Origin of the sequence: Pseudomonas kitaguniensis, assembly GCF_049199985.1 — a bacterium.
Taxonomy (GTDB): Bacteria; Pseudomonadota; Gammaproteobacteria; order Pseudomonadales; family Pseudomonadaceae; genus Aquipseudomonas; species Aquipseudomonas kitaguniensis.
In genome coordinates, this window is sequence record NZ_JBLZPT010000001.1 from 201,652 (window position 1) to 227,476 (window position 25,825).

The following is a 25,825-nucleotide window of genomic DNA, read 5'->3' on the forward strand; positions in this document are numbered from 1 at the left end:
CTAACCGATGGCGAGGTCATTCAACGAATACTGCGCTGCATCATCCTTATACCTGTGTCACTCGCCTATGTTAAAAGGCATCACACCACCGCCGCTCGTTTGATGAGGAACCTCATGTCGATTAATGCCAAACCACTTGCTGGCCTGAAAGTCGTCGAGCTGGGCACCCTGATCGCTGGCCCCTTTGCCTCACGCATCTGCGCCGAATTCGGCGCGCACGTGATCAAGGTCGAATCCCCGGACGGCGGCGACCCACTGCGTAAATGGCGCAAGTTGTATGAAGGTACTTCGCTGTGGTGGTTTGTACAGGCACGCAACAAAAAGTCGCTGACACTTAACCTCAAGCATCCGGACGGCCTGGCGATTCTCAAACAGTTGCTGGCAGACACCGACATTCTGATCGAAAACTTTCGCCCCGGCGTACTGGAAAAGCTCGGTTTGAGCTGGGAAACCTTGCACGCACTGAACCCGAAGCTGGTGATGGTGCGTCTCTCGGGGTTTGGCCAGACCGGGCCGATGAAGGACCAGCCGGGGTTTGGCGCGGTGGGCGAGTCCATGGGCGGCTTGCGTTACATCACCGGGTTCGCCGACCGCCCGCCGGTGCGCACCGGAATTTCCATCGGCGACTCGATTGCGGCGTTGTGGGCCGTGATCGGCGCGCTGATGGCGCTGCGTCATCGTGAAGTCAACGGCGGCCTCGGCCAAGTGGTGGATGTGGCGCTGTATGAGGCTATTTTTGCGATGATGGAAAGCATGATCCCGGAGTTCGACGTGTTCGGGTTTATTCGCGAGCGCACCGGCAACATCATGCCGGGTATTACGCCCTCCTCCATCCACACCAGTGCTGATGGCAAGCACGTGCAAATCGGCGCCAACGGTGACGCGATCTTTAAACGCTTCATGTTGGCGATCGGCCGTGAAGACTTGGCCAACGACGCGCAATTGGCCAGCAATGATGGACGTGACGCCCGCCGCGATGAGCTTTACGGCGTGATTGATCGCTGGGTCAATTCGTTGCCGGTGGACCACGTGGTTGAGCAGCTCAACCAAGCCGAAGTACCCGCCAGCCGCATTTACAGCGCCGAAGACATGCTGGGTGACCCACAGTTTCTGGCGCGGGAGATGTTTCTTCAGGCCAAGCTACCCGGCGGCAAGGACTTCAAGATGCCCGGGATCGTGCCCAAACTCTCGGATACACCGGGCAGTTGTGAATGGGTTGGGCCGCAACTGGGCGAGCACAACAGCATGCTGCTCAACGCGCTGGGTTACGACGCCGCAGCCATCAAGCGTTTGCGTGAGGATGGCGCGATCTGATGGCCAGTCCGCGCAGACGACGACTCCTTCCTCTGTGCCTAGCCGGCGCGATAGGCGCAATATTGCCGCTCTCGGCACAGGCCGAAGACACATTGATCTGGTTGCTGCGCGACCTGCCGCCCATCACGCTTTTTGAGGGGCCACAGAAGGGTCAGGGCGCGCTGGACCAACTGTTATTGATGCTCACCAAGCGTCTGCCGGAATACCGCCACCAAGTCATGCACGTCAACCGTGCCCGCAGCATTCAAATGCTGCGCGACCCCACGCTCACCTGTGATCCGTCAGTGCTGTGGACAGCGGACCGGGCCAAGTACATGGTGTTTTCCGACTTGGCTTACGTCTCGGTGGCCAACGGCGTAACAGTGCGACGCAGCCAGTTAGATAAAATGGCGCCGTTTATTGTCGAGGACCAATTTGACCTGCAGGCCTTTCTTGACTCGCCTGACGCGCGCGTTGGCGCCACCGCCGAACGAAGCTATGGCCCCTTCATCGACGACCAGCTCAAAGGCGCCGCCCCAGACACATTGGCCCTGCATTACGGCAATGATGCGCTGGGCAGCCTGTTGCAAATGCAGCGTCTGGGGCGACTGGAGGTGGTGTTGGGTTACGCGTCGGAAATCCGCTACCACGCTGCGCAACAGGACATCGCCGCCCACGACCTGATGTTCTATCCCATCAAAGGCTCTGCGCCTTACCAGCTTACGCATATCGGTTGCTCAGACACGCCTCAAGGTCGCGAGGCCATGCAGCGAATCAATCAGGTGTTAAGCGACATCCCCCAGCAACAGCTGCAGCAATCCTACGCTGCATGGTTGGACCCGGTCATGCGGGAACGCTACTTGCTCGACAACCCGAGCTTTTTCCAAGATTCCCCGGAGCCCTGACAAATCGCAGGCAAAAAGAAACCCCGAAGCGTGGGGAGACACTTCGGGGTTAAACGTGGCCTACAATGACCAGTACAACAAGCCACAAACACCGGAGCACAATGTTTGCTCTTGCTGTTACGAAATCTGACCGGCCATGCTGCAGGAAGTTTCCTCGATTAAACAATTCTTCATGCCAAGGCGCCGCCGCGGGTTTGCGCAGCATTGCGCAAGGCTGCAATGACGGAAGGCTCCAGGCGGCCCTCGGCAATTTTCAGGTCACGCAGCAAGCAGTCGACCACATCCACGAGTACACGTTTATCCATCAATTGCGCCTGGTCGACTTCGCGCTCGACCACAATGGCGCCAGCAGGACTCTTCACCGTCACCAGGCAATCGCCCTGCGCACCGCAGGTGGTCAGCGTAACCTGATAAGGGCTCAGTGCTTCTTCGAGCAATAGGCTGATACTTTCCATTTCGATCACCACTCAATAGTTCGCAAACATGCGTTTCAACGGGAGCTGCATCTCTCCTAAGTGACTGGTTATGACGTAGGAAAGTTCGCTTTTTCGTCTTTGTGCGGCCTTCGGGGAGTGACGAGAACCAGCATGCGCTTGCAACATGACAGTCAGAAAACGCATCCACATAACTGCTTACGCAATGGGCGGTTGTTTTGGGGGTTGCCGGGCGCCGAGACCGTAGGCGAATCCTATACTCAGTGAGCGCCGACCGACCTGCCTGGCAGGCAGAGCGCATGTCAAAAGGCCCCATCAAGAAGGATGAAGATGATGCTGCAACACGACAAAGAGCAGGCTGTAATAGAAAAAATTCACGCTGACATAACACGCATCTATGCGGAGCAACGAAAACTCAACGCCGAAGCCCACAAAATAACCCGTGAAAATTTCTGGTACCCGCTGGGAGTCGTCATGGCCATGTTTACAGTGTTCAGCTCAGTGCTGGCCCTCGCCATTAAAATACTTACGTAACCGACTGAGCACAGCCGGGCCTGCCAACAACGAAAAACGCCGCTGACCCAAGGAAGGGAAAGCGGCGTTCTTGTCTGCGCCAAGGCGCCAGCGGTTTGCCTTACAGCGGCTTACCCCGGTTGCCATGCTGGCTGACAAACGCCTGCACAGCCTTCAGGTCATTCGCCAGCACGGTGCAGCGCTCTTCACGCTCAAACAGGTCAGCCAGGTGCTCGGGCAATTCCAGCGCCTTGCCAACGCCAGCCTTCAACACCGCTTCCGGGAATTTTACCGGGTGGGCGGTGCCCAGGATCACCATCGGTATGTCCAGGCTACGACGGCATTCGCGTGCGGCCTTCACGCCGATAGCGGTGTGCGGGTCCAGCAGCTCACCGGTCTGGGCGTAAACCTCGGCGATGGTTTCGCAGGTCTGCGCATCGTCCACGGCCAGGGAGTCGAACAACTTGCGGGTTTCGGTCCAGCGCTCTTGTTCGACGCTGAAACCGCCACCGCGCTTGAAGGTGTCCATCAAACCGGCAATCGCTGCACCGTTGCGACCGTGCATGTCGAACAACAGGCGTTCGAAGTTCGACGAGACCATGATGTCCATCGACGGCGACAGCGTTGCGTGCAAGGTCTCTTTGGCGTACTGGTTGCCGCTCATGAAACGATGCAGGATGTCGTTGCGGTTGGTGGCAACGATCAACTGGTTGATCGGCAGACCCATGTTGCGCGCCAGGTAACCGGCAAAAATATCGCCGAAGTTGCCGGTCGGCACCGAGAACGACACCGAACGCGCCGGGCCGCCCAACTGCAGGGACGCGTGGAAGTAGTAGACGATCTGGGCCATGATCCGCGCCCAGTTGATCGAGTTCACTGCCACCAAACGTGTGCCTTTGAGGAAGCTCTGGTCGGCGAAGCTGTTCTTGACCATTTCCTGGCAGTCATCGAAGTTGCCTTCGATGGCGATGTTGTGGATGTTCTCACCAAAAATGCTGGTCATCTGGCGACGCTGCACCTCAGACACACGCTGGTGCGGGTGCAGGATGAAGATGTCGACGTTCTCGCAGTGCTTGCAGCCTTCGATGGCCGCCGAGCCGGTATCACCGGAGGTCGCGCCGATGATCACCACGCGCTCGCCGCGCTTCTCCAGCACGTAATCGAGCAAGCGACCGAGCAGTTGCAGAGCGAAGTCCTTGAACGCCAGGGTCGGGCCGTGGAACAGCTCAAGCACCCATTCGTTGCCGTTCAGTTGACGCAACGGGGCGATAGCGCTGTGGGAAAATACGCCGTAGGTCTCTTCAAGAATCTTTTTGAAATCCGCATCCGGAATGCTGCCGGTGACGAACGGGCGCATTACCCGGAACGCCAGCTCGTGGTACGGCAGGCCAGCCCAGGAAGCGATTTCTTCCTGGGTAAAGCGTGGCAGGTTTTCCGGTACATAAAGGCCGCCATCAGTGGCAAGGCCTGCGAGCAAAACGTCTTCGAAATTCAGGGCCGGTGCCTGGCCGCGGGTGCTGATGTAACGCATAGGAGCAAACCTTTGGTTTGAGCTTCAAGCTTCACGTGACACGCTTCAAGTTAAAGCAGATTTGCTTCTACTTGAGGCCTGCCGCCTGCGCTTGCAGCTGAATTAATTTAGATGTTCGACGCGAATCCGCACCACCGGGCCGACTACGCCTTGCAGGGCTTCCAGGGCGGCGATGGCGTCGTTCATGTGCTGCTCAAGCACGCGATGGGTCAGCAGGATCATCGGCACCTGGCCGTTTTGCTCCTCGACTTCCTTCTGCATGATCGACTCGATGTTGATGCCGCGCTCCGACAGGATGCTGGCAACCTGCGCCAACACACCCGGATGGTCCTGGGCCTGAATGCGCAGGTAGTAAGCACTTTCGCACGCCTCGATCGGCAGGATCGGGTGGGCCGACAGCGAATCCGGCTGGAAGGCCAAGTGCGGCACGCGGTTTTCCGGGTCGCTGGTCATGGCGCGAACCACGTCCACCAGGTCGGCAATCACCGACGACGCGGTCGGTTCCATGCCGGCGCCAGCGCCGTAGAACAGGGTCGAACCGGCAGCGTCGCCGTTGACCATCACCGCGTTCATCACACCGTTGACGTTGGCGATCAGGCGGTCAGCCGGGATCAGCGTCGGGTGCACACGCAGCTCGATACCGGCCGATGTGCTGCGCGCTACGCCCAAGTGCTTGATGCGATAGCCCAAGGCTTCGGCGTAGTTCACGTCGGCAGTGGTCAGCTTGGTGATGCCTTCGGTGTAGGCCTTGTCGAACTGCAGCGGGATACCAAAGGCAATGGACGCCAGGATGGTCAGCTTGTGCGCCGCGTCGATGCCTTCCACGTCAAACGTCGGGTCGGCCTCGGCATAACCCAGCGCCTGGGCTTCAGCCAACACGTCTTCGAACGTGCGGCCTTTTTCGCGCATTTCGGTGAGGATGAAGTTACCGGTGCCATTGATGATGCCGGCGACCCAATTGATACGGTTGGCCGACAGGCCTTCACGGATCGCCTTGATCACCGGAATACCACCCGCCACAGCGGCCTCGAACGCAACGATCACACCCTTCTCACGCGCCTTGGCGAAGATTTCGTTGCCGTGCACGGCGATCAGCGCCTTGTTGGCGGTGACCACATGCTTGCCGTTCTCGATGGCCATGAGCACCAGCTCGCGGGCGACGGTGTAGCCGCCGACCAGTTCGATGACGATGTCGATTTCAGGGTTGGTGGCAATGGCGAAAACATCGTTGGTAATCGCAATACCGGTCGTTTGGAACTGAGGCTTTGGCGAGCGTGTGGCAATTTGCGCCACTTCAATCGCGCGCCCTGCACGGCGGGAAATTTCTTCAGCATTACGCTGAAGTACGTTAAAGGTGCCGCCACCGACGGTCCCTAACCCACAGATGCCAACTTTGACCGGTTTCACTGAAGAACTCCCCATGAAACGACCGACACTGGGTCGGTCGCGGAAAAACAGCCGCATCACTGCGGCTTTCAATTAATGGCCCGTCGATCTGTCGGCGGGCCATGATCGTCAAAGGCTCGACGATGCTGGTTTATTTAGCGCCCAGTGCCAGTTTGGCAACTTGTGGTGCAGGCTGGTAGCCCGGAATCACCTGACCGTCAGCTAAAACGATGGCCGGAGTACCGTTCACACCGATTGACTGGCCCAAGGCAAACTGCTTGGAAACCGGGTTGGCGCATTTGGCCGCCTTGATATCCTTGCCATCGACCATCTTGTCCATCGCCGCTTTTTTGTCGGTCGAGCACCATACCGCCTGCAACTGCTCGTCGCCGGGCGAACCCAGACCCTGGCGCGGGAAGGCTACGTAGCGCACTTCCACACCCAGCTTGTTCAGCGCAGGCACTTCGGCGTGCAGCTTGTGGCAATACGGGCAGGTGGTGTCGGTGAACACCGTGATATGGGTTTTGGTTTCGCCGATCGCTGGGTAAACCACGGTTTCAGCCACCGGAATACCGTTGATCAGCTTGGACACGCCCAAGCGCTCGGCTTGCTCGGTGAGGTTGACCGGCTTGCCGTCTTTCAACTGGAACAAGTAGCCCTGAACGATGTACTGGCCATCGGCACTGGCGTACAGCACGCGGCTGCCCTTGAGCTTGACTTCATACAGGCCGGCCATCGGGCTGGTGCTGATACTTTCGATCGGCGTGTCGAGCTGCAGCGCGGCCAGGCTCTTGCGAATGGTTTGCTCGGCAGCGTCGTCGGCGACGACAAGGGTGGAAACCAACGCAATCGCTGCGGCGGCAATAATCTGGGTCAAGCGCATGGGAACTCCTGAAGGCAGATGCAGGGACGGGTGCGCAACACCGGTATGCAAACCAGGCGCTGTAAACACAAGTCAGACCGTCCCCTTAACTAACCGGCGAAGCCTACCACAGTTGGGCCGGGGGGCAGACTGCGACAAGCAAATTGGGCCTTTTCCGACAGACTTTTACCCGCGCGGATGATGTTTGGCATGCATCTCTTGCAGACGTGCCCGCGCCACATGGGTGTAAATCTGCGTGGTGGATAAGTCGCTGTGCCCGAGCAGCATTTGCACCACCCGCAGATCAGCACCGTGATTGAGCAAATGCGTGGCGAACGCATGGCGCAACGTGTGCGGCGAAAGGCTCTTGCTGATCCCGGCGACCTTGGCCTGGTGCTTGATACGGTGCCAAAACGTCTGACGGGTCATCTGTTCGCCGCGCAGGCTGGGGAACAGCACATCGCTGGGGCGCCCGCCGAGCAATTCACTGCGAGCATCACGCATGTAGCGCTCGACCCAGACGATTGCCTCCTCGCCCATCGGCACCAGCCGCTCCTTGCTGCCCTTGCCCATCACGCGCAGCACGCCTTGGCGCAGGTTGATTTGCTCCAGGGTCAAGCTGATCAACTCGGTGACCCGCAAGCCACAGGCGTACAGCACCTCAAGCATGGCGCGGTCGCGCTGGCCGATAGCCTCGCTCAAGTCGGGCGCGGCGAGCAAGGCATCCACGTCAGCTTCCGACAGGGATTTAGGCAATGGTCTACCGAGTTGCGGCATGTCGACTTGCAGCGTCGGGTCGACGGCGATCAGTTTCTCGCGCAACAGGTAGCGATAGAAACCACGCACGCCAGAAAGAAAACGCGCAGTCGAACGGGGTTTGTAGCCCTGTTCCAGGCGCCAGGCCAAGTGATCGAGGATCAGCTCACGGCCGGCATTGATCAGTTCGAGGTTTTGCTCCTGCATCCAGCCGTTGAACAGGGCCAAGTCGCTGCGATAGGCCTGACGGGTGTTGTCGGACAGGCCTTTTTCCAGCCACAGGGCATCGAGGAAACGGTCAATCAGCGGGTGGTCGATGGCGGGCATAGGCGCTCAAGCGTGGAAGAGGTGTTGTCGGTGACATCCTATCGCGAGCAAGCCCGCTGCCACAGGGGGAATACCTGGATGAACGGCAAAGTGACAAATTTCAGGCACAAAAAAGCAGCCCGCAGGCTGCTTTTTTCTGCATCGGGAAGCTGGGCTTAAGCCAGTTTTTCCTTGATGCGAGCTGCTTTGCCAGACAGGTCACGCAGGTAGTACAGCTTGGCTTTACGTACGTCACCGCGACGTTTAACGGCCATGCTGTCGATTTGCGGGCTGTAGGTCTGGAAAGTACGCTCTACGCCAACACCGTTGGAGATTTTACGCACGGTGAAAGCACTGTTTACGCCGCGGTTACGCTTGGCGATAACAACACCTTCGAACGCTTGCAGACGCGAACGGTCGCCTTCCTTCACTTTCACCTGAACGACAATAGTGTCGCCCGGGGCAAAGGTAGGGATTTCTTTGGTCATCTGCTCTGCTTCGAGTGCAAGGATGATTTTGTTAGTCATGCTGTGCTCCTAAGGTAAGTCAATGGACCTACCATCGATACGTTGTTAACTATCGTCCCGCGCGAGGATGTATTCCTCGAGCAGCTTCTTCTCTTCTCCAGAAAGCGAGCGGCTTTCCAGAAGATCGGCGCGTCGTTCATAGGTCCGACCAAGGGACTGCTGTAAACGCCAACGCCGGATGTGTGCGTGATTGCCACTTAGCAATACGTCGGGAACACGCTGATCCGCATACACCTCCGGTCGGGTGTAGTGCGGGCAATCCAGCAAACCATCCGTGAAGGAATCTTCCTCCGCGGAGTCCGCATGCCCTAAAGCTCCAGGCAGCAGTCGTGTAACCGCATCTATCAGGACCATCGCCGGCAGCTCGCCGCCAGACAGAACATAGTCCCCAATCGACCACTCTTCATCGACATGAGCTTCAATAAACCGCTCGTCAATGCCTTCATAGCGACCGGCAATCAGGATTAATGCTTCCTCATTCGCCATGTCGCGTACCGCAGCCTGTTTCAGCTGACGGCCTTGAGGGGACAGGTAAATTACCTTCGCCTTCTCCCCGGCGGCGGCCTTGGCCTGAACCAATGCGTCTTCCAGGGGCTTGATCTTCATCACCATGCCCGGGCCACCGCCAAATGGGCGATCGTCCACAGTGTGATGCCGATCCGTCGTGTAGTCTCGCGGGTTCCAACAGGTAAGCTGCAACAGCCCCTGTTTCACCGCCCGACTGGTGATGCCGTACTCGCTGATGGCGGAAAACATCTCGGGAAACAAACTGATCACTTCAATGCGCAAATTAGCCACGCTTAGAAGTCCGCGTCCCATTCCACCTTCATCTCGCCTGCTGCCAGGTCGATAGCCAACACGCATTGCTCGGTATACGGCAACAGGCGTTCGCGATCATCCAGGCTGCCAGCGCAAGGCTTGACCACCATTACATCATTGGCGCCGGTTTCCAGAAGGTGATCGATTTTCCCGAACAATTGCCCGAGTTGATCAATAACCTTCAGACCTTCCAGCTGGTACCAGTAGTACTCGCCGTCGGTCAATTCAGGGAACAGGTTGCGCGGCACGCAGATCTCATAACCGGCCAGAAGACGCGCTTCTTCACGATCATCAAGACCCTTGAGCTTTGCGACCAGGAACTTGTCGCTCCCGCGTCCACTGACCAGCTCGACCTGTTTCACACTGCCTTCGCGCCTAAGCGTCCAGGTTTTGTACTGCAACAGGTTTTCAGTCGGATCAGTAAAGGAATACACCTTCACTTCGCCGCGAACGCCATGAACAGAGTAAATCTTGCCGATAACGATCAAATCATCAGCAACAGTTGGCGTCGCGTTCATATTGCTCAGGCTGCGGCCTTAGCCGAGTCCTTCAACAGTTTTGCAACGCGCTCGGATGGCTGTGCACCAACGCTCAGCCAGTAGGCTACGCGCTCTTGGTTCACGGACAGACGAACTTCTTGACCACGAGCAACAGGGTTGAAGAAACCAACCTGTTCCTTGTGCGAACCGTCGCGCGGGTTGCGGCTGTCGGTTACGGTCAAGTGGTAAAACGGGCGCTTTTTGGAGCCGCCAAGGGCAAGACGGATTGTTAGCATGTGAACATCGTTCCTGTAGTCGGTGCTGCAAATCTAAATGCACAGCGGGCATAGGTGCCCGAAAGGCCGCATATTCTAAGGAATATCCGGACTTTTGCAAATGTCTTTTTCTGGCGCCTATCAGCGTGCCACTCAGATCTGCTATAGAGCCGTCGGTTAAAACGGCTGGTCAGCTCCCGCTAACTGCGGGTTTGCTGGAGATCCCACATCCTTGTGGGTCGGAGCAGGAGCTAGGCTCCCGCTCGAATTCTTTACATTTTCGGCATGCCGCCGCCGGGCAACATACCGCCCATGCCGCGCATCATTTTGGCCATTCCGCCTTTTGCGGAGAATTTCTTCATCATTTTCTGCATCTGCTTGTGCTGCTTGATCAAGCGACCGATGTCCTGCACCTGAGTACCGGAGCCCATGGCGATACGACGTTTGCGCGAACCACTGATCAGCTCAGGGTCACGGCGCTCGGCCGGCGTCATGGAGTTAATGATGGCTTCCATCTGCTTGAACTGCTTCTCTGCCGCGCCCTGGGCATTGCCCATTTGCGCCAGGTTCACACCGCCGATGTTCGGCAGCTTGTCCATCAGGCCGCCGAGGCCGCCCATGTTCTTCATTTGTTGCAGTTGGTCACGGAAGTCTTCGAGGTCGAAGCCTTTGCCCTTCTTGAGCTTTTTAGCCAGCTTGTCGGCTTTGTCCTTGTCGAGCGTGGCTTCAGCCTGTTCGATCAGGCTGAGCACGTCGCCCATGCCGAGGATGCGCGAGGCGATACGCTCAGGGTGGAACGGTTCGAGCGCTTCGCTCTTCTCGCCCATACCGATGAACTTGATCGGCTTGCCGGTGATGGCCCGCACCGACAGCGCAGCACCGCCACGGGCATCGCCGTCGACCTTGGTGAGGATAACGCCGGTCAGCGGCAGTGCGTCACCGAAGGCCTTGGCGGTGTTGGCCGCATCCTGGCCGGTCATGGCGTCGACCACAAACAGCGTCTCGACCGGGTTGATCGCGGCATGCAGCGCCTTGATCTCGCCCATCATCTCTTCGTCGATGTGCAGGCGACCAGCGGTATCGACGATAACCACGTCGATGAACTTGAGCTTGGCTTCTTTAATCGCAGCGGTGGCGATGTCGACCGGCCTTTGGCTCAGGTCAGACGGGAAGAAGGTCACGCCGACTTCGCTGGCGAGCATTTCCAACTGCTTGATCGCCGCCGGACGGTAAACGTCGGCCGACACCACCATCACGGTTTTCTTTTTGCGCTCTTTAAGGAAGCGCGCCAGTTTGCCAGCGGTGGTGGTTTTACCCGCACCTTGCAGACCCGCCATCAGCACGACGGCAGGCGGCACGGCGCTGAGGTTCAAGTCTTCGTTGGCCGCGCCCATCAGGCTTTCGAGTTCGGCCTGCACGATCTTCACAAAGGCCTGGCCCGGAGTCAGGCTGCGCGACACTTCGGTGCCGACCGCACGTTCTTTGACCGAGTTGACGAAGTCCTTGACCACAGGCAACGCCACGTCGGCTTCCAGCAACGCCATGCGCACTTCACGCAGGGTGTCTTTAATATTGTCCTCGGTCAGCTTGGCCTTGCCGGTTACGTGGCGCAGCGTCTGCGAGAGACGGTCAGTCAGGTTTTCAAACATGCGCGATCCTTTCAGGCCCTATTCATCGAAGTGCATCGGTAGACCGAGGTAATGGCGGCCGAGGCTGTGGTAAATCGCTATTAAAAACAGCGCTCGGCGAGCCTGCGGCGTGGGCAGGTCGCGGATTATAGCGAAGACTGCGCCTGTGCACACCCGCTGTCTGGCCCGGGAGTCTTTCGTGCAGCGTTGGTGTGTGCCAAACTCAGCGCCTTTCGGGCTTGTCTATCAGGATTTATGCTCCCCTTGTCACCCAGTTTGCTACCCAGCCTCGCCGCCGCCATTGTGTATGCCGCTGCGACTCTCTATCAGGGCACTCGTCTGGCCCAAGGCACCAAAGCGGATAAACGTCTGTTGGTGGGCCTTGGCGTCGTCGCCCTGCTGGCCCACGCCGCCAGCCTGTTTACCCACTTGATGACGCCGGTCGGCCTGGGCCTGGATTTTTTCAGCGCCGCCAGCCTGATCGCCGCCGCCGTGATCGCGCTGACCCTGCTGGCCTGCTATCGCATCCCCGTCGAAAACCTGCTGGTGCTGCTGTTCCCGCTGGGCATGCTGACGGTGTTGCTGGCGCAATTTGCGCCGACCGGCACCGTGCAAGTGATTGATGAAGAGCCGGGCATCCTCGCGCATATACTGCTGTCGATCCTCGCCTACGGCATGTTTACCATCGCGGTATTCCAGGCATTGCTGCTGTTGCTGCAAGACCACCAACTCAAAAACAAGCACCCGTCCGGGCTGATCAAGAACTTCCCGCCGCTGCAAACCATGGAAAGCCTGCTGTTCGGGTTCCTCTGGGCCGGCTGGACGCTGCTGTCGCTGTCGCTGATTTCCGGCTGGTTGTTCGTCGAAAACCTGTTTGCCCAGCACCTGGTGCACAAAACCCTGCTGGCGTGCCTGGCCTGGGTAGTGTTCAGCGTGTTGCTGTGGGGCCGTAACCGCCTCGGCTGGCGCGGGCACAAGGCGATACGTTGGACCCTGGCCGGTTTCTGCCTGCTGATGCTGGCCTATTTTGGCAGCAAGCTGGTTCGCGAATACATCCTGCATATCTGACGGGCAGCAATCATGGACAACTTGCCCCTTGGGCCGATGCTCGCGGTAATCGCTTTGCTGGTTTTGTGGGCGGCGCTGTTTACCGCCATTGAAGCCGCGCAACAACACCTGCTGGCCCTGCGCCCCGGTACACGCCAGGGTGACAAAGCCGCCGCCCGCCTGAACTTCCCACGTCACAGCCTGATTCTGTGCAACAGCTTGTGTCGCGCTGCAGTGGTGATTCTGTGCACCCTGCTGGCGATTTACGCTTGGGCGCAAAATGGCCCATGGCTCGGCTGGCTGATCTCCTGCGCCGTGCTGCTGGTGCTGGCCGATTACCTGCCGCGCGCTTTGGCCACTCGCCACCCACAAGCGGTGCTGGGTTTTGGCAACACGCTGTTGGGCGTGCCGTTGAAAATGCTCTACCCGCTGGCTTGGTTGCTCAATGGCATCAGCCTGTTGTTGCTGCGCCCCTTTGCGCGCAAATCCGGCACGGTGAAAAACAGCGACGAGCCGTTGCCCGAGCACGACGATGAACCGCAGCCCGACGCAGACGACGACCGCACGCCTGGCATGCCCGGCATTCATGCGCTGGACAACATTACGGTCAACGACATCCTGGTGCCGCGCAGCGAAGTGGACGGCATCAACCTGGACGACCCGATTGAGGACATCATCGAGCAACTGCGCTGCTCCCAGCGTACCCGTCTGCCGGTGTTCCACAGCGACATTAACCAGGTGCAGGCCGTGCTGAATACGCGGCAGATTCAACACCTGCTGCCCGACGCCACGCTGAGCAAAGAAGCCTTGCTGGCCGCCTGCCACGAACCCTACTTCGTCCCGGAAAGCACGCCGCTGCAGTTGCAATTGCTGAATTTTCACAAACAGCAACGCCGCCTGGGCATGGTGGTGGACGAGTACGGCGAAGTGCTGGGCATTGTTACGCTCGAAGACATCCTTGAAGAAATCGTCGGCGAATTCGAAAGCGAACAGAGTGCGGACAACCCGCATATTGAAGCGCAGCCCGACGGCCGCTACATCATCGACGGCGCCGCGTCGATCCGCGAGCTGAATAAAAGCCTCGGTTGGCACCTGCCCAGTGACGGCCCCAAAACCCTTAACGGCCTGGTGACCGAAGCGCTGGAGACTATTCCGGACTGCGCGGTATGCCTGAAAATCGGCCGCTACCGCCTGGAAATCCTCGAAACCGAGGACAACCGCGTCAGCAAAGTGCTGATCTGGCACACCAGCCGAGTGCCGGTGGCTGCCTGACCTGACTGACACGACTCAGTCCAATGTGGGAAGGGGCTTGCTCCCTCCCACACTGCCCTTGTTGTATGCGCACACCCCTTCCTATAATCGGGGCGGCTTACCGGCCCTGCCCCACCGCGTGTTTGCTCCCATCCCGAGCCGCGCGGCGCACAACCCTGACCCATGGGTGTTCGACCAATAATAATCCGCGTCCAAACGCGCAATGACCTTCAGGGATACCTCAATGAGCAGCACCTATAACGAGGCCGCGCCCGCCGCCCCGCTCAACTCGACCGCACGGGTTGCGACCGCGAGCATCGTCGGCACCGCCATCGAGTTTTACGACTTCTATATCTACGCTACCGCGGCAGCGCTGGTGATTGGCCCCGTGTTCTTTCCGCAGACCTCCGGTACCGCGCAGATGCTCGCGTCGTTCCTGACCTTCGGCATCGCCTTTATCGCCCGCCCGCTGGGTTCGGCGCTGTTCGGCCACTTCGGCGACCGTATCGGGCGCAAATCCACATTGGTCGCATCCTTGCTGCTGATGGGCGTGTGCACCACGCTGATCGGCTTGCTGCCGGGTTATGACAGCATCGGCGCCTGGGCGCCGATCCTCTTGTGTGTGCTGCGCTTCGGCCAGGGCTTGGGCCTTGGCGGGGAATGGGGTGGCGCTGCGCTACTGGCGACCGAGAACGCGCCTAAAGGCAAACGCGCCTGGTTCGGCATGTTCCCGCAACTCGGCCCGTCGATTGGCTTTTTGGCCGCCAACGGCTTATTCCTGATATTGGCCATGAGCCTGAACGACGAGCAATTTCGCAGTTGGGGCTGGCGTATCCCGTTCATCCTCAGCGCCGCGCTGGTAATGGTGGGCCTGTATGCACGGCTGAAGCTGCATGAAACCCCGGTGTTCACCCATGCCGTGGCCAACGAAGCGCCGGTGAAAGTGCCGCTGGTGGAACTCTTCAGCCAACACGGGTTGCCAGTGTTACTTGGCGCCGCGTCGATGGTGGTGTGCTATGCGCTGTTCTACATCACCACCGCGTTCTCCCTGAGCTACGGCGTTTCAACGCTGGGTTACAGCCGCGAAGCCTTCCTTGGGCTGTTGTGTTTCGCCGTGTTGTTCATGGGCCTGGCGACACCGCTGGCGGCACTGGCCAGTGATCGCTACGGGCGCAAGCCGGTGCTGATCGTCGGCGCGGTGCTGGCGATTTTGTCGGGGTTCACCATGGAGCCGCTGCTGACCCATGGCTCGACGTGGGCCGTGGCGTTATTCCTGGCATTGGAGCTGTTCCTGATGGGCATAACCTTCGCGCCGATGGGCGCGATGTTGCCGGAACTGTTCCCGACCCGTGTGCGTTATACCGGCGCGTCGGCGGCGTATAACCTGGGTGGGATTGTCGGGGCATCGGCCGCACCGTTCTTCGCGACCAAGCTGGTGGCGATGGGTGGGCTGAGTTATGTGGGCGGGTATGTGTCGGCGGCGGCATTGCTCAGCTTGATTGCCGTGCTGTGCCTGAAAGAGACGCGTGATAATGATTTGAACAAGGTGGCCTGATAGACCGCTATCGGGAGCAGGCCCCTCCCACATTTGAAAGCATTCACAGTTCAAAATGTGGGAGCGGGCTTGCTCGCGATGCAAGCGACGCGGTTCTAGAGCTCTACCACAACAGCCTTCGAAGCACGCGTAGCCTTGGCCCGCGCCGCTTCAATCGACTCATCCCGTGCCAACGCCACACCCATGCGGCGCTGGCCGTTCACCTGCGGCTTGCCAAACAGACGCAACGCCGTGTCCGGCTCGCTCAACGCCGCGCCGAGGTTGGCGAATGCAGTCTGAGTCGACTGCCCTTCCACCAAAATCACCGCCGACGCCGAAGGCCCGAACTGACGAATCAATGGAATCGGCAGGCCCAGAATGGCGCGTGCGTGCAAGGCAAACTGCGACAGGTCCTGAGAAATCAGGGTCACCAAACCGGTGTCATGTGGGCGCGGCGACACTTCGCTGAACCACACTTGATCGCCCTTGATAAACAGCTCCACGCCAAACAGGCCACGGCCACCGAGTGCCTCGGTCACCGCTTTGGCAACCCGCTCGGATTCCGCCAAGGCAATCGGGCTCATGGCTTGCGGCTGCCAGGATTCCTGATAGTCGCCCTTCTCCTGACGGTGGCCGACAGGTGCGCAGAAGGTGGTGCCGCCGATGTGACGCACGGTCAGCAGGGTGATTTCGTAATCGAAGTCGATGAAGCCTTCGATGATCACGCGGCCTTTACCGGCACGGCCGCCTTCCTGAGCGTACTCCCAGGCTTTTTGCACGTCGTCAGTGCTGCGCAACAGGCTCTGGCCCTTGCCCGACGAACTCATCACCGGCTTTACCACGCACGGGAAGCCGAGGTCTTGCACAGCCTTGCTGTAGTCTTCGAAGGTGTCTGCGAAGTGGTACGGCGAAGTCGGCAGGTCCAGTTCTTCAGCGGCCAGGCGACGAATGCCTTCACGGTTCATGGTCAGCGAGGTGGCGCGCGCGGTCGGGATCACGGTGAAGCCTTCGGCTTCCAGTTCAACCAGCGTGGCGGTGGCGATGGCTTCGATTTCCGGCACGATGAAGTGCGGCTTTTCCGCTTCGATCACCGCACGCAAGGCGGCGCCGTCGAGCATGTTGATCACATGGCTGCGGTGCGCAACCTGCATGGCCGGCGCGTTGGCGTAGCGATCCACGGCAATCACTTCAACGCCCAAGCGTTGCAGCTCGATTACCACTTCCTTGCCCAGCTCACCGCAGCCACACAGCAAAACGCGGGTCGCGGTTGGCGACAATGGAGTTCCGATTCGGGTCATCTCAGGTCCTCAGGGGAGCGGATCATGGGGAGAAAGGCCGGCATTTTACATGAACTGTAAAAATTGGCCTTAGTTGGCGACGGCGCGCTGGCGGATACGCCAGGCCATGATCAGCCACACCACCGTCACGCCGGCGAATTTGGACACCAATGCAGTGCCTGCCACCGCCGGCGTCAGCGCGCCGATCAGGCCGAAAAAGATAAAGGTATCGATAGGAATGCTCAGCGCCGAACTTATCCACAGGCGGTCATGCAGCGGGCGTTTGGTGATGCTGAACACCAGCCAATCGATGCACTCCGACAGGCCGAACGCGGTGGCGCTGGCCAGCGCGATGGACGGGTCGGAGGTGATGTACGACAGCGCCAGCGCGGCCAACATGGCGATGATCGCGCCATGGCCGAAGCGCGTTTGCACCATGTCGCGCAAGATAAATACCAGGCCGCCCCACGCGGACCAGATCACATCCAGGTGCGGGGCGGTGGAAAAAGCGAAGTTGATCAGCACGACACTGCTGATGTAAGCGATCAGGAAGAGCATGGCGGACGGGACCTGTGAACAAGCCGGCTAGGGTACTTCACATTTCTGAATATGTCGTCTTCAGGGGCCTCATCGCGAGCAAGCCCCCTCCCACAGGAGCGGGCTTGCTCGCGATAGCGGTCTGTCAGGCGCCGGATTTACCCGGCGGCATCCACACCAACCCGCTCGCCAACGCCCGCTCATGGCACAACCCCAGCACCACCCGGCGCTCGGCATTGTCCATGCGGCTCCAACGCGTGATCTCCTCCACGCTACGCTGGCAGCCCGTACAAATATCGTCATCATCCAGCGCGCAAATGCTCACGCACGGCGAGGCGACGGGGCGTTCGGTCGGGTTCATTGTTCTTGCTCAACCAGGTCACGCGCATAGCGCTGCGCGTTGTGTACATAGTGCGCAGCGCTGGCTTCGAGCATGCGTTTTTGCGCTTCGGTCAGCTCACGCACAACTTTGCCCGGCGAGCCCATCACCAAAGACCCGTCGGGAATTTCCTTGCCCTCGCCGATCAGCGAATTGGCGCCGATGATGCAGTGCTTGCCGATCCTGGCGCCATTGAGGATTACCGCGTTGATGCCGATCAGGCTGTAGTCGCCGACGGTGCAGCCATGCAGCATGGCGTTATGGCCAATCGTCACGCCGGTGCCCAGCGTCAGGGGGTAGCCCATGTCGGTGTGCATCACGCTGCCATCCTGCACGTTGCTGTTCTTGCCGATCAGGATCAGTTCGTTATCGCCACGCAATACCGCGTTGAACCACACGTTGGCGCCTTCCTCAAGCTTGACCTTGCCCACCAGCGTGGCATTCGGGGCCACCCAGCTGTGTGGATGAGTCTCTACGCGGGCGTCGCCCAAGCGGTATTTCATGGTGTTTCCTCACGGCGCGCCATTCAAACGATGGCTTAGGTAGTGATGAAGCTCTTGGGCGGTTGGTGCAGGCTGATGTGGGCATCGTCATACAGCAGGTTGATCAGCTCGACAATCATGATCGCGGTCAGGCCCCAAATTTTGTATTCGCCGAAGCGATAGCTGGGCACGTACCAACTGCGGCCCTGGTAATCGATGCGGTGGGTGTGTTCACGCGGGTCCTGGCGAAAAAACTCCAGCGGCACGCTGAACACCGCGGCGATTTCGGCGTCGTTGGCCAGGTATTCGACGTAGTCCGGGATGACGCCGACAAAAGGCGTGACACGAATGCCATGCAATGAAATCAGCGGGCTTAACGGGCCGATCACTTCCACCAGCCCCGGCGGCAGGCCGATTTCTTCCTGCGCCTCACGCAGCGCGGTAAAGATCAGGTCGGGGTCTTCAGGGTCGCGGCGCCCGCCAGGGAACGCCACTTCGCCGCCGTGGGTCGACAGGCCGCTGGCGCGCAGGGTCAGGATCAGCTCAGGTTCATCACTGCGGGTAATCGGCACCAACACGGCAGCCTCGGGGAAGCGCCCGTCGGTTTCGAGAGTGTGCGGGGTATGGTTGCTTACCCGGCGAAGGAGCTCGTCCAGCATGAGTCATCTCGGTCTGTTGGCTACCTTGCATCATGCACCAAAGCGTGCGGGCGCCCAACCCCAAAACCCGCTGCCTGTCGTTAAACCACAACTTGCAGTAAAGCCTGGCACCAAGCCAAGATGTGCCCACTCTTCAGGAACCCCAGCATGAACTTCTGCAGCCAGTGCGGTAAACCGGTGACCCAACGCATTCCCGAAGGCGACTCGCGCCTGCGCTTTGTGTGTGACCACTGCTCGACCATTCACTATCAGAACCCCAATATCGTTGCCGGTACGCTGCCGGTATGGGGCGATAAAGTGCTGCTGTGCCGCCGCGCCATCGAGCCGCGCCTGGGTTTCTGGACCCTGCCCGCAGGCTTCATGGAAAACGGCGAGACCGTGGAACAAGCCGCCGAACGCGAAACCCTGGAAGAAGCCTGCGCTCGCGTGCGTAACCTGAGCCTGTACACCTTGATCAACGTGCCGCACATCAGCCAAGTGCATATTTTCTACCGCGCCGAGCTGGTTGACCTGGACTTTGCCGCAGGCCCCGAAAGCCTTGAAGTGCAACTGTTCGATGAAGCTTCCATCCCTTGGTCCGAGCTGGCTTTCCGCACGGTCGGGCGTACCTTAGAATGCTTCTTCGCTGACCGTCGGCAACAAGCATTCCCGGTGCGCAGCGAGTCGGTGCCGCCGATGACGCGGTCGGCCAAATAACAACTCCAGGCCGCACCTTTTAAAAGGGAAAACGTTTTAATGCGTTGGTTGCTCGCTCTTATGTGCCTGTCGTTCGCTACCCTGTCGTCGGCCTCTTCGGTGGAAATCATCGGCGGCAAACCTGTCGAGAAAATTCTGGTGCTCAAGTCTGCCCACCAGTTACAACTGATCAACGACGGCAAGCCGCTCAAGACCTATCGCATTTCCCTGGGCAAAAACCCCAAGGGCGCCAAGCTGTTTGAAGGCGACCGCCGCACGCCGGAAGGCTTTTACTGGATCGACTGGCGTAAAAACAGCGACCGTTACAACCTCGCCATGCACATCTCTTACCCGAACATCAGTGACGCCGCCCGCGCGCGCCGCGAGGGTGTGAAACCGGGCAGCATGATCATGATTCACGGCACCCCCGACACCGAGGAATACCCGGAGCAGTGGTTCCATACGCTGGACTGGACCGACGGCTGCATCGGCATGCGCAACGTGGACATGCGCGAAGTGTGGAACCTGGTCAAGGACGGCACGATGATCGAGATTCGGCCTTGATCGCTGACCACCGGTAATAAATTTCAAAAATATTTCCCGCCCTCACGACTGCCTGCCGGTGAATACCAGTTCACTGCGCGGGCGGCACACTTCTGCGCGCGCCAAAGACCTCTCTAATACCACTGGCCACCACGCACCCATAAAGTGCCTATAAACCATTGCCTGCACCGTTTTTGCAGCATTGACATGGTATTTAAGTGGTATTAGTTTCCAGCCATTACCGAGCGACAACACTCTAATAACGGCGTCGGAAACCTTAATGATGAACCCCATATTGGCGCTGCGCCCCGACGACAAACAATCGACGCCGCTGTACCTGCAATTGGCGCGCAACCTCGAAGCTGCGATCCATGCCGGCCAGTGGAAATCCGAGCAGGCGTTGCCGTCCGAACGCGTCCTCAGCGAGCAGTTGAGCCTCTCGCGGGTCACCGCCCGCAAAGCGCTGGAAGTGTTGTTTGCGCAAGGCCTGATCCGCCGTAGCCAAGGCTCCGGCACGTTCATCACGCCACGCCTGGAACAACCGCTGTCACGCCTCTCGGGGTTCAGCGAAATGCTCCGGCTCAAGGGGTTTGTGCCCAGCTCACAGTGGCTGGAGCGCGACATCACCCAGCCGACCCATGAAGAGCTGATCCGCCTCGCGCTGTCGCCCACCGACAAAGTCGCGCGGCTTAAACGCCTGCGTAAAGCCGACGATACGGTGATGGCGATTGAAATGACCGCGATGCCCGCCTCGGTGCTGCCGCATCCACAGGCCATCGGCAATTCGCTTTACGAATACCTCGACGGCATCGGCAAACCCATCGTGCGTGCCCTGCAACATATCCAGGCGATCAATGCCTCGGATGAGTTCGCCACGCTGGTGGGCATTGTCCCCGGCACCGCCATGCTGCTGATGACTCGGGTCGGCTACACCGCCGACAACACGCCGATTGAAATCACCGACACCTACTGCCGCAACGACTACTACGACTTTGTCGCAGAGCTTCGACGTTAGAACGCCGCGTCAACAGGCCGTTGCCGCCCATTGCCAGACTTAGAGAACTGCCCCATGTCCGAAGACAATATCCTCACGCCCCAAGGCTGGATTCGTGGCCGCCTGGTCCACGCACACGGCAAAGTGGTCGCCACCGAAGGCACGCCGTGCGACCCGGCTGACAATGACCTGCCGTACCTGCTGCCAGGCTTTATTGACCTGCACGTACACGGCGGTGGCGGCAAAGACATCATGGAGGGCGCTGGCGCCTTCGAAACCATCACCCGCACCCACGTGCGTTTTGGCACGACCTCGCTGTTGGCCACGACCATGACCGCGCCGGTCGACGAAATTTCCCGCGTGCTCGGCCAACTCGGCAGCTTCTGTGAGCAACGCCCGAGCGGCAGCGCGCGTGTACTCGGTGTGCACCTTGAAGGGCCTTACATCAACCCTGGAAAACTCGGCGCACAACCCAACTTCGCGCACACCGCGTTGCTGGCCGAAGTCGAGGACTACCTGCGCCTGGCACCGATCCGGGTGATCACCATCGCCCCGGAAATCGCCGGCCACGACGCGCTGATCCGCGCGTGCAGCCAGCGCGGCGTGCGCATGCAAATCGGCCATACCTTGGGCAGCTATGAAGAAGGCGTCGCCGCCCTCGCCGCCGGCGCCACCAGTTTCACGCATTTGTACAACGCCATGAGCCCGCTGCACCACCGCGAACCCGGCATCGTCGGCGCCGCCCTGGCCCACGCCACGTACGCAGAACTGATCCCGGATTTACTCCACGTGCACCCCGGCGCCATGCGCGTGGCGCTGCGCTCGATCCCTTGCCTGTACTGCGTAACCGACTCCACCGCCGCCGCCGGTATGCCTGATGGCGAATACAAGCTGGGCAGCCACACGGTGACCAAATGCCTGGGCGGCGTGCGCCTGGCCGACGGTACTTTGGCCGGCAGCACCCTGACCATGGACCAGGCACTGCGCAACCTGGTGAAAATCGGCCTGCCGATCAGCGAAGCCTCACAACGCCTGTCGCAATTCCCTGCGGACTACCTGGGCCTGCCAGAACGCGGGCGCCTGCAACCCGGCAGCTTTGCCGACTGCGTGCGCATGGACCGCTCCCTGCACCTCACCGACGTAATGGTCGAAGGAGAAACCATTGACTTCAAAAATGCTTGAAGAGGCACTGGCCTCCGGTGACGCCGTGGCCGCGCAACTGCAACGCCTCGACCCGCTGCTGGAAGCCGTGGCCGCTCGCCTGCGCCATCAACCGCCACAGGTGGCGATGACCATCGCGCGCGGCAGCTCCGACCACGCCGCCAGCTACTTCGCCTACTTGGCCATGCAACACGTGGGCATTCCGGTGGCGTCGTTGCCGATGTCGGTAGTGACCTTGTTGCAAGCGCCGCTGAAGGTCAGCGGCCAGGTGGCGTTCGGGTTCTCCCAGTCGGGGCAAAGCCCGGACCTGGTCGACAGCTTGCGCCTGCTTCGCAAACGCGGGGCCTTGAGCATTTCGCTGGTCAACGCCGAAGACTCGCCACTGCAAGCCGCCTGCGAATACCACGTGCCGCTGTGCGCCGGGCCGGAACTCAGCGTGGCCGCGACCAAAAGTTTTATCGCCACCCTCAGCGCCAGCGCGCAGTTGATCGGCCACTGGAACCAGGAGGCTGATGTGTTGCAGGCCTGCCGCGCGCTGCCCGATGAGTTGCGCGCAGCCGCCAAGCAAGACTGGAGCAATGCCATCGAGGCCCTGCGCGGCTGTCAGCAATTGATGGTGATCGGCCGTGGCGCAGGCTTTGCCATCGCCCAGGAAGCAGCGCTCAAGCTCAAGGAAACCTCGGCGATCCAGGCCGAAGCCTTCAGCAGCGCCGAAGTGCGCCACGGGCCGATGGCGTTGATCGACGAAAACTACCCGTTGCTGGTGTTCGCCCCACGCGGCGCCGAACAAGCTGGCCTGTTGAGCCTGGCCGCCGATATGCGCCTGCGCGGCGCCCGCGTGTTGCTGGCCGCGCCAGACGACATTGCCGAGCGCGACCTGACCCTGAGCCGCGCCGAACACCCCAGCCTGGACCCGATCCTGGCGATCCAGAGTTTTTACGTGATGGCCGCAGGCCTGGCAGTCGCTCGGGGCATGGACCCGGACCAGCCGCGTCACCTGAGCAAAGTTACCCGCACTCACTGAGTGGTTTGCAGCGTTTTCCTGATGAGTACCGTGCCCATGTCCAACAACAATAATCAACTGACCCTCAGCGCCCCCTTAAGCGGGCCGGTGCTGAGCCTGCGCAATGTTCCCGATGAAGTGTTCGCCAGCGGCACGCTGGGCGACGGCATCGGCATCGACCCGCTGAATGGCTGCCTGCACGCGCCGTGTGACGGGGTGATCATGCAGGTTGCGCGCACCGGGCATGCGCTGAGCATTCGCGCCGAAAACGGTGCCGAGGTGTTGCTGCATGTGGGCATCGACACGGTGGAGTTGAAGGGCGAAGGGTTTACCGTGCTGGTGCAGGAAGGTGCGCGGGTGAGCGCTGGGCAGGCGCTGGTGCAGTTTGATCTGGACCGCGTTGCGCGCCAGTGCAAAAGCCTGGTCAGCCTGATCATTCTGACCAATAGCGATGACTTTGAACTGCGGCCGATTGCCGGCAAAACCGTGAAGGTTGGCGAGCCGTTGTTGCAGATTGTGGCGCGCTCAACCAGCACAACGCAGACGGCTGTGGATAACTCGGTCGCGGAAGTCAGCGCCAGCGTGCGCATTACTCACCGTGGCGGCCTGCATGCGCGCCCCGCCGCGTTAATCCGCAAGACCGCGCAAGGTTTCAGCAGCCAGGCGCAGCTGCATTTCGCCGGTAAGTCGGCGACGTGCGACAGTTTGATCGGCTTGATGGGGCTGGGCATTGGCGAAGGCGATGAGGTGCGCCTCAGCTGCCGCGGCCAGGATGCCGAAGCCGCGTTGCAGGCGTTGGTCGCCGCGCTGTCGGTCGCTATCAAAGAAGAACACCACGCACCGGTTGTGGTCGCTGTACGTCGGGTCAATACCGAAGCCGGGGTATTGCACGGTGTGTGTGCGGCGCCGGGGCTGGCCTGCGGGCCGCTGTTTCGCCTTACCGGCATCGAGTTGGCGCACGACACTGGCAACCACGTCGCCGCTGAACAATTGCAACGGCTGCACGCAGCGCTTGAGCAAGTGCGCGACGAAATCCGCACCACGCTGAACCATGCCCGGCAGCGCAAGCAGGTCGAGGAAGAGGAGATATTCGCGGCGCACCTGGCCCTGCTCGAAGACCCAGCGTTACTGCAAGCAGCCACCGCGGCCATCGAAGACGGCAGCGCCGCCACCCACGCCTGGCGCGATGCGATACAGGCGCAGTGCGCGGTGTTGCTGGCATTGGGCAAGCCACTGTTTGCCGAGCGCTCCAACGACCTGCGCGACCTGCAACAGCGTGTATTACGTGCGCTGCTGGGTGAAACCTGGCACGTCGAACTGCCTGCTGGCGCAATCGTCAGCGCGCATGAACTGACCCCCTCGGACCTGCTGCAACTGAGTGCGCAAAACGCAGCCGGCATCTGCATGGCCGAAGGCGGCGCGACGTCCCACGTCGCCATCCTCGCGCGCGGCAAAGGCTTGCCCTGCGTGGTCGCGCTGGGCGCCGAACTGCTGGATGTGCCACAAGGCCAACGCGTGGTGCTGGATGCTGCCAACGGCCGCCTGGAACTTGCACCCAACGCGGCGCGCCACGCCGAAGTGCACCAGCTTCGCGAGGCGCAAACGCTGCGTCGCCAACAGCAACAGGCCCACGCCCAACAGCCTGCGCAAACCCGCGATGGCGTGCGCATCGAAGTCGCCGCCAATGTCGCCTCCAGTGCCGAAGCCGAGGTGGCATTTGAAAACGGCGCGGAGGGTGTTGGCCTTTTGCGCACAGAATTTCTCTTCGTCGACCGCCGCACCGCGCCGGATGAACAGGAGCAGCGCCAGGCCTATCAAGCCGTGCTGGATGCCATGGGCGACAGGTCGGTGATCATCCGCACCATCGACGTGGGCGGCGACAAACAACTCGACTACCTGCCGCTGCCGGTCGAAGCCAACCCGGTGCTGGGCCTGCGCGGCATTCGCCTGGCCCAAGTGCGCCCGGATGTGCTCGACCAACAACTGCGCGCGCTGCTGCACGTGCGCCCGCTTGAACGCTGCCGCATCCTGTTGCCGATGGTCAGCGAAGTCGACGAACTGCTGCAAATCCGCCGGCGTCTGGATGAGTTGTGCGCAGAGCTGGAACTGACCCAACGCCCGCAACTGGGGGTGATGATCGAAGTGCCCGCTGCCGCGCTGATGGCCGAGCAATTGGCTGAGCACGCAGACTTTTTGTCGATCGGCACCAATGACCTTTCCCAGTACACCCTGGCCATGGACCGCGACCACGCAGGCCTCGCCGCGCGGGTCGATGCCTTGCACCCGGCGCTGTTGCGACTGATCGCGCAAACCTGCCTGGGCGCAGCCAAACATGGCCGTTGGGTGGGTGTATGCGGCGCGCTCGCGTCCGACCCGCTGGCCACGCCGGTGCTTATCGGCCTGGGCGTGCGCGAGCTGTCGGTCAGCCCGCCGCAAATCGGCGAAATCAAAGACCGCGTCCGCCACCTGGACGCGACGCAATGCCGGCAATTGAGCCAAGGCCTGCTCGACCTGAGCAGCGCCAAAGCCGTTCGCCAAGCCTGTCACCACCACTGGCCGCTGAGCTGAC

General features: G+C 60.4%; 27 protein-coding genes. 12 read left to right on the forward strand and 15 right to left on the reverse strand.

Features of this window, described 5'->3' with window-relative positions:
• Positions 1-114: 114 nt before the first annotated feature.
• On the forward strand, positions 115-1,314 hold the full coding sequence (locus ACOZK9_RS00970; RefSeq protein WP_152750128.1) for a CaiB/BaiF CoA transferase family protein: 1,200 nt from the start codon (positions 115-117) through the stop codon (positions 1,312-1,314).
• Positions 1,314-2,198, forward strand: a complete 885-nt coding sequence (locus tag ACOZK9_RS00975) for a TIGR02285 family protein (protein ID WP_152750126.1) — start codon at positions 1,314-1,316, stop codon at positions 2,196-2,198. The genes ACOZK9_RS00970 and ACOZK9_RS00975 overlap by 1 nt, the downstream gene beginning before the upstream one ends.
• A gap of 170 nt (positions 2,199-2,368) precedes the next feature.
• Here the strand turns inward: ACOZK9_RS00975 and ACOZK9_RS00980 are convergent, their stop codons facing one another.
• Entirely contained in the window at positions 2,369-2,653 is a 285-nt protein-coding gene (locus tag ACOZK9_RS00980) for a DUF3509 domain-containing protein (RefSeq protein WP_058414802.1), read from the reverse strand.
• Between the two features lie 312 nt (positions 2,654-2,965).
• Here ACOZK9_RS00980 and ACOZK9_RS00985 point away from each other — a divergent pair, with 312 nt between their 5' ends.
• The gene (locus ACOZK9_RS00985) at positions 2,966-3,166 is read left to right on the forward strand and encodes a hypothetical protein (protein ID WP_152750124.1); all 201 of its coding nucleotides are present in this window, start codon (positions 2,966-2,968) and stop codon (positions 3,164-3,166) included.
• Between the two features lie 100 nt (positions 3,167-3,266).
• On the opposite strand, the gene thrC is transcribed toward ACOZK9_RS00985, so the two are convergent.
• From thrC to ffh, 9 genes are all read right to left on the reverse strand, one after another.
• Positions 3,267-4,676, reverse strand: coding sequence for a threonine synthase (thrC, locus tag ACOZK9_RS00990; RefSeq protein ID WP_152750122.1), 1,410 nt, complete (start codon positions 4,674-4,676; stop codon positions 3,267-3,269).
• 102 nt (positions 4,677-4,778) lie between these two features.
• Positions 4,779-6,083, reverse strand: coding sequence for a homoserine dehydrogenase (locus ACOZK9_RS00995; RefSeq protein ID WP_099239813.1), 1,305 nt, complete (start codon positions 6,081-6,083; stop codon positions 4,779-4,781).
• 130 nt (positions 6,084-6,213) lie between these two features.
• Entirely contained in the window at positions 6,214-6,945 is a 732-nt protein-coding gene (locus tag ACOZK9_RS01000; RefSeq protein WP_152750118.1) for a thioredoxin fold domain-containing protein, read from the reverse strand.
• Positions 6,946-7,110: 165 nt separating this feature from the next.
• Positions 7,111-8,007 (reverse strand): site-specific tyrosine recombinase XerD, encoded by an 897-nt coding sequence (xerD, locus tag ACOZK9_RS01005; RefSeq protein ID WP_421555107.1) that lies wholly within the window; start codon positions 8,005-8,007, stop codon positions 7,111-7,113.
• A 155-nt stretch (positions 8,008-8,162) separates the two neighbouring features.
• The gene (gene rplS / locus ACOZK9_RS01010; protein ID WP_003175895.1) at positions 8,163-8,513 is read right to left on the reverse strand and encodes a 50S ribosomal protein L19; all 351 of its coding nucleotides are present in this window, start codon (positions 8,511-8,513) and stop codon (positions 8,163-8,165) included.
• A 45-nt stretch (positions 8,514-8,558) separates the two neighbouring features.
• Complete coding sequence (gene trmD / locus ACOZK9_RS01015) at positions 8,559-9,332, reverse strand: tRNA (guanosine(37)-N1)-methyltransferase TrmD (protein ID WP_152746780.1); 774 nt, start codon at positions 9,330-9,332, stop codon at positions 8,559-8,561.
• Positions 9,314-9,850 (reverse strand): ribosome maturation factor RimM, encoded by a 537-nt coding sequence (gene rimM / locus ACOZK9_RS01020; RefSeq protein ID WP_122250659.1) that lies wholly within the window; start codon positions 9,848-9,850, stop codon positions 9,314-9,316. The genes trmD and rimM overlap by 19 nt, the downstream gene beginning before the upstream one ends.
• 5 nt (positions 9,851-9,855) lie before the next feature.
• Entirely contained in the window at positions 9,856-10,107 is a 252-nt protein-coding gene (gene rpsP, locus ACOZK9_RS01025) for a 30S ribosomal protein S16 (RefSeq protein ID WP_003175899.1), read from the reverse strand.
• A 251-nt stretch (positions 10,108-10,358) separates the two neighbouring features.
• Positions 10,359-11,735, reverse strand: a complete 1,377-nt coding sequence (gene ffh, locus ACOZK9_RS01030; protein ID WP_421555108.1) for a signal recognition particle protein — start codon at positions 11,733-11,735, stop codon at positions 10,359-10,361.
• Positions 11,736-11,969: 234 nt separating this feature from the next.
• Between ffh and ACOZK9_RS01035 the strand changes: the two genes are divergently transcribed.
• From ACOZK9_RS01035 to ACOZK9_RS01045, 3 genes are all read left to right on the forward strand, one after another.
• Positions 11,970-12,782 carry a cytochrome C assembly family protein gene (locus tag ACOZK9_RS01035; protein WP_058414810.1) on the forward strand — a complete coding sequence of 271 codons (813 nt, stop codon included), beginning with the start codon at positions 11,970-11,972 and terminating at the stop codon, positions 12,780-12,782.
• 12 nt (positions 12,783-12,794) lie between these two features.
• Positions 12,795-14,033, forward strand: coding sequence for a transporter associated domain-containing protein (locus ACOZK9_RS01040; RefSeq protein ID WP_421555109.1), 1,239 nt, complete (start codon positions 12,795-12,797; stop codon positions 14,031-14,033).
• 223 nt (positions 14,034-14,256) lie between these two features.
• Positions 14,257-15,567, forward strand: coding sequence for an MFS transporter (locus tag ACOZK9_RS01045; RefSeq protein ID WP_058414812.1), 1,311 nt, complete (start codon positions 14,257-14,259; stop codon positions 15,565-15,567).
• A 95-nt stretch (positions 15,568-15,662) separates the two neighbouring features.
• Here the strand turns inward: ACOZK9_RS01045 and purT are convergent, their stop codons facing one another.
• The 5 genes from purT to ACOZK9_RS01070 all read right to left on the reverse strand — a co-directional run bounded on the left by purT (position 15,663) and on the right by ACOZK9_RS01070 (position 18,880).
• Positions 15,663-16,844: a formate-dependent phosphoribosylglycinamide formyltransferase gene (purT, locus tag ACOZK9_RS01050; RefSeq protein ID WP_152746777.1), complete on the reverse strand. Its 1,182-nt coding sequence runs from the start codon at positions 16,842-16,844 to the stop codon at positions 15,663-15,665.
• 69 nt (positions 16,845-16,913) lie between these two features.
• Complete coding sequence (locus ACOZK9_RS01055) at positions 16,914-17,381, reverse strand: preQ0 transporter (protein WP_421555110.1); 468 nt, start codon at positions 17,379-17,381, stop codon at positions 16,914-16,916.
• A 124-nt stretch (positions 17,382-17,505) separates the two neighbouring features.
• Positions 17,506-17,721 (reverse strand): DUF1289 domain-containing protein, encoded by a 216-nt coding sequence (locus ACOZK9_RS01060; protein ID WP_152748764.1) that lies wholly within the window; start codon positions 17,719-17,721, stop codon positions 17,506-17,508.
• Positions 17,718-18,242 (reverse strand): gamma carbonic anhydrase family protein, encoded by a 525-nt coding sequence (locus tag ACOZK9_RS01065; RefSeq protein WP_152746776.1) that lies wholly within the window; start codon positions 18,240-18,242, stop codon positions 17,718-17,720. Before ACOZK9_RS01065 ends, ACOZK9_RS01060 begins: the two co-directional genes overlap by 4 nt.
• Positions 18,243-18,277: 35 nt before the next feature.
• Complete coding sequence (locus tag ACOZK9_RS01070) at positions 18,278-18,880, reverse strand: CoA pyrophosphatase (RefSeq protein WP_058414817.1); 603 nt, start codon at positions 18,878-18,880, stop codon at positions 18,278-18,280.
• A gap of 147 nt (positions 18,881-19,027) precedes the next feature.
• Between ACOZK9_RS01070 and ACOZK9_RS01075 the strand changes: the two genes are divergently transcribed.
• The 6 genes from ACOZK9_RS01075 to ptsP all read left to right on the forward strand — a co-directional run bounded on the left by ACOZK9_RS01075 (position 19,028) and on the right by ptsP (position 25,824).
• Positions 19,028-19,576 (forward strand): NUDIX hydrolase, encoded by a 549-nt coding sequence (locus ACOZK9_RS01075; protein ID WP_058414818.1) that lies wholly within the window; start codon positions 19,028-19,030, stop codon positions 19,574-19,576.
• Between the two features lie 39 nt (positions 19,577-19,615).
• A complete protein-coding gene (locus tag ACOZK9_RS01080) occupies positions 19,616-20,119 on the forward strand; it encodes a L,D-transpeptidase family protein (protein ID WP_152748765.1) in 504 nt (167 codons plus the stop codon).
• 262 nt (positions 20,120-20,381) lie between these two features.
• Positions 20,382-21,113, forward strand: coding sequence for a GntR family transcriptional regulator (locus ACOZK9_RS01085; protein ID WP_152748779.1), 732 nt, complete (start codon positions 20,382-20,384; stop codon positions 21,111-21,113).
• 54 nt (positions 21,114-21,167) lie between these two features.
• Entirely contained in the window at positions 21,168-22,274 is a 1,107-nt protein-coding gene (nagA, locus tag ACOZK9_RS01090; protein WP_122250662.1) for an N-acetylglucosamine-6-phosphate deacetylase, read from the forward strand.
• Positions 22,255-23,277, forward strand: a complete 1,023-nt coding sequence (locus tag ACOZK9_RS01095) for an SIS domain-containing protein (RefSeq protein ID WP_122250663.1) — start codon at positions 22,255-22,257, stop codon at positions 23,275-23,277. Before nagA ends, ACOZK9_RS01095 begins: the two co-directional genes overlap by 20 nt.
• 36 nt (positions 23,278-23,313) lie before the next feature.
• The gene (gene ptsP / locus ACOZK9_RS01100; RefSeq protein WP_152748766.1) at positions 23,314-25,824 is read left to right on the forward strand and encodes a phosphoenolpyruvate--protein phosphotransferase; all 2,511 of its coding nucleotides are present in this window, start codon (positions 23,314-23,316) and stop codon (positions 25,822-25,824) included.
• Position 25,825 lies beyond the last annotated feature (1 nt).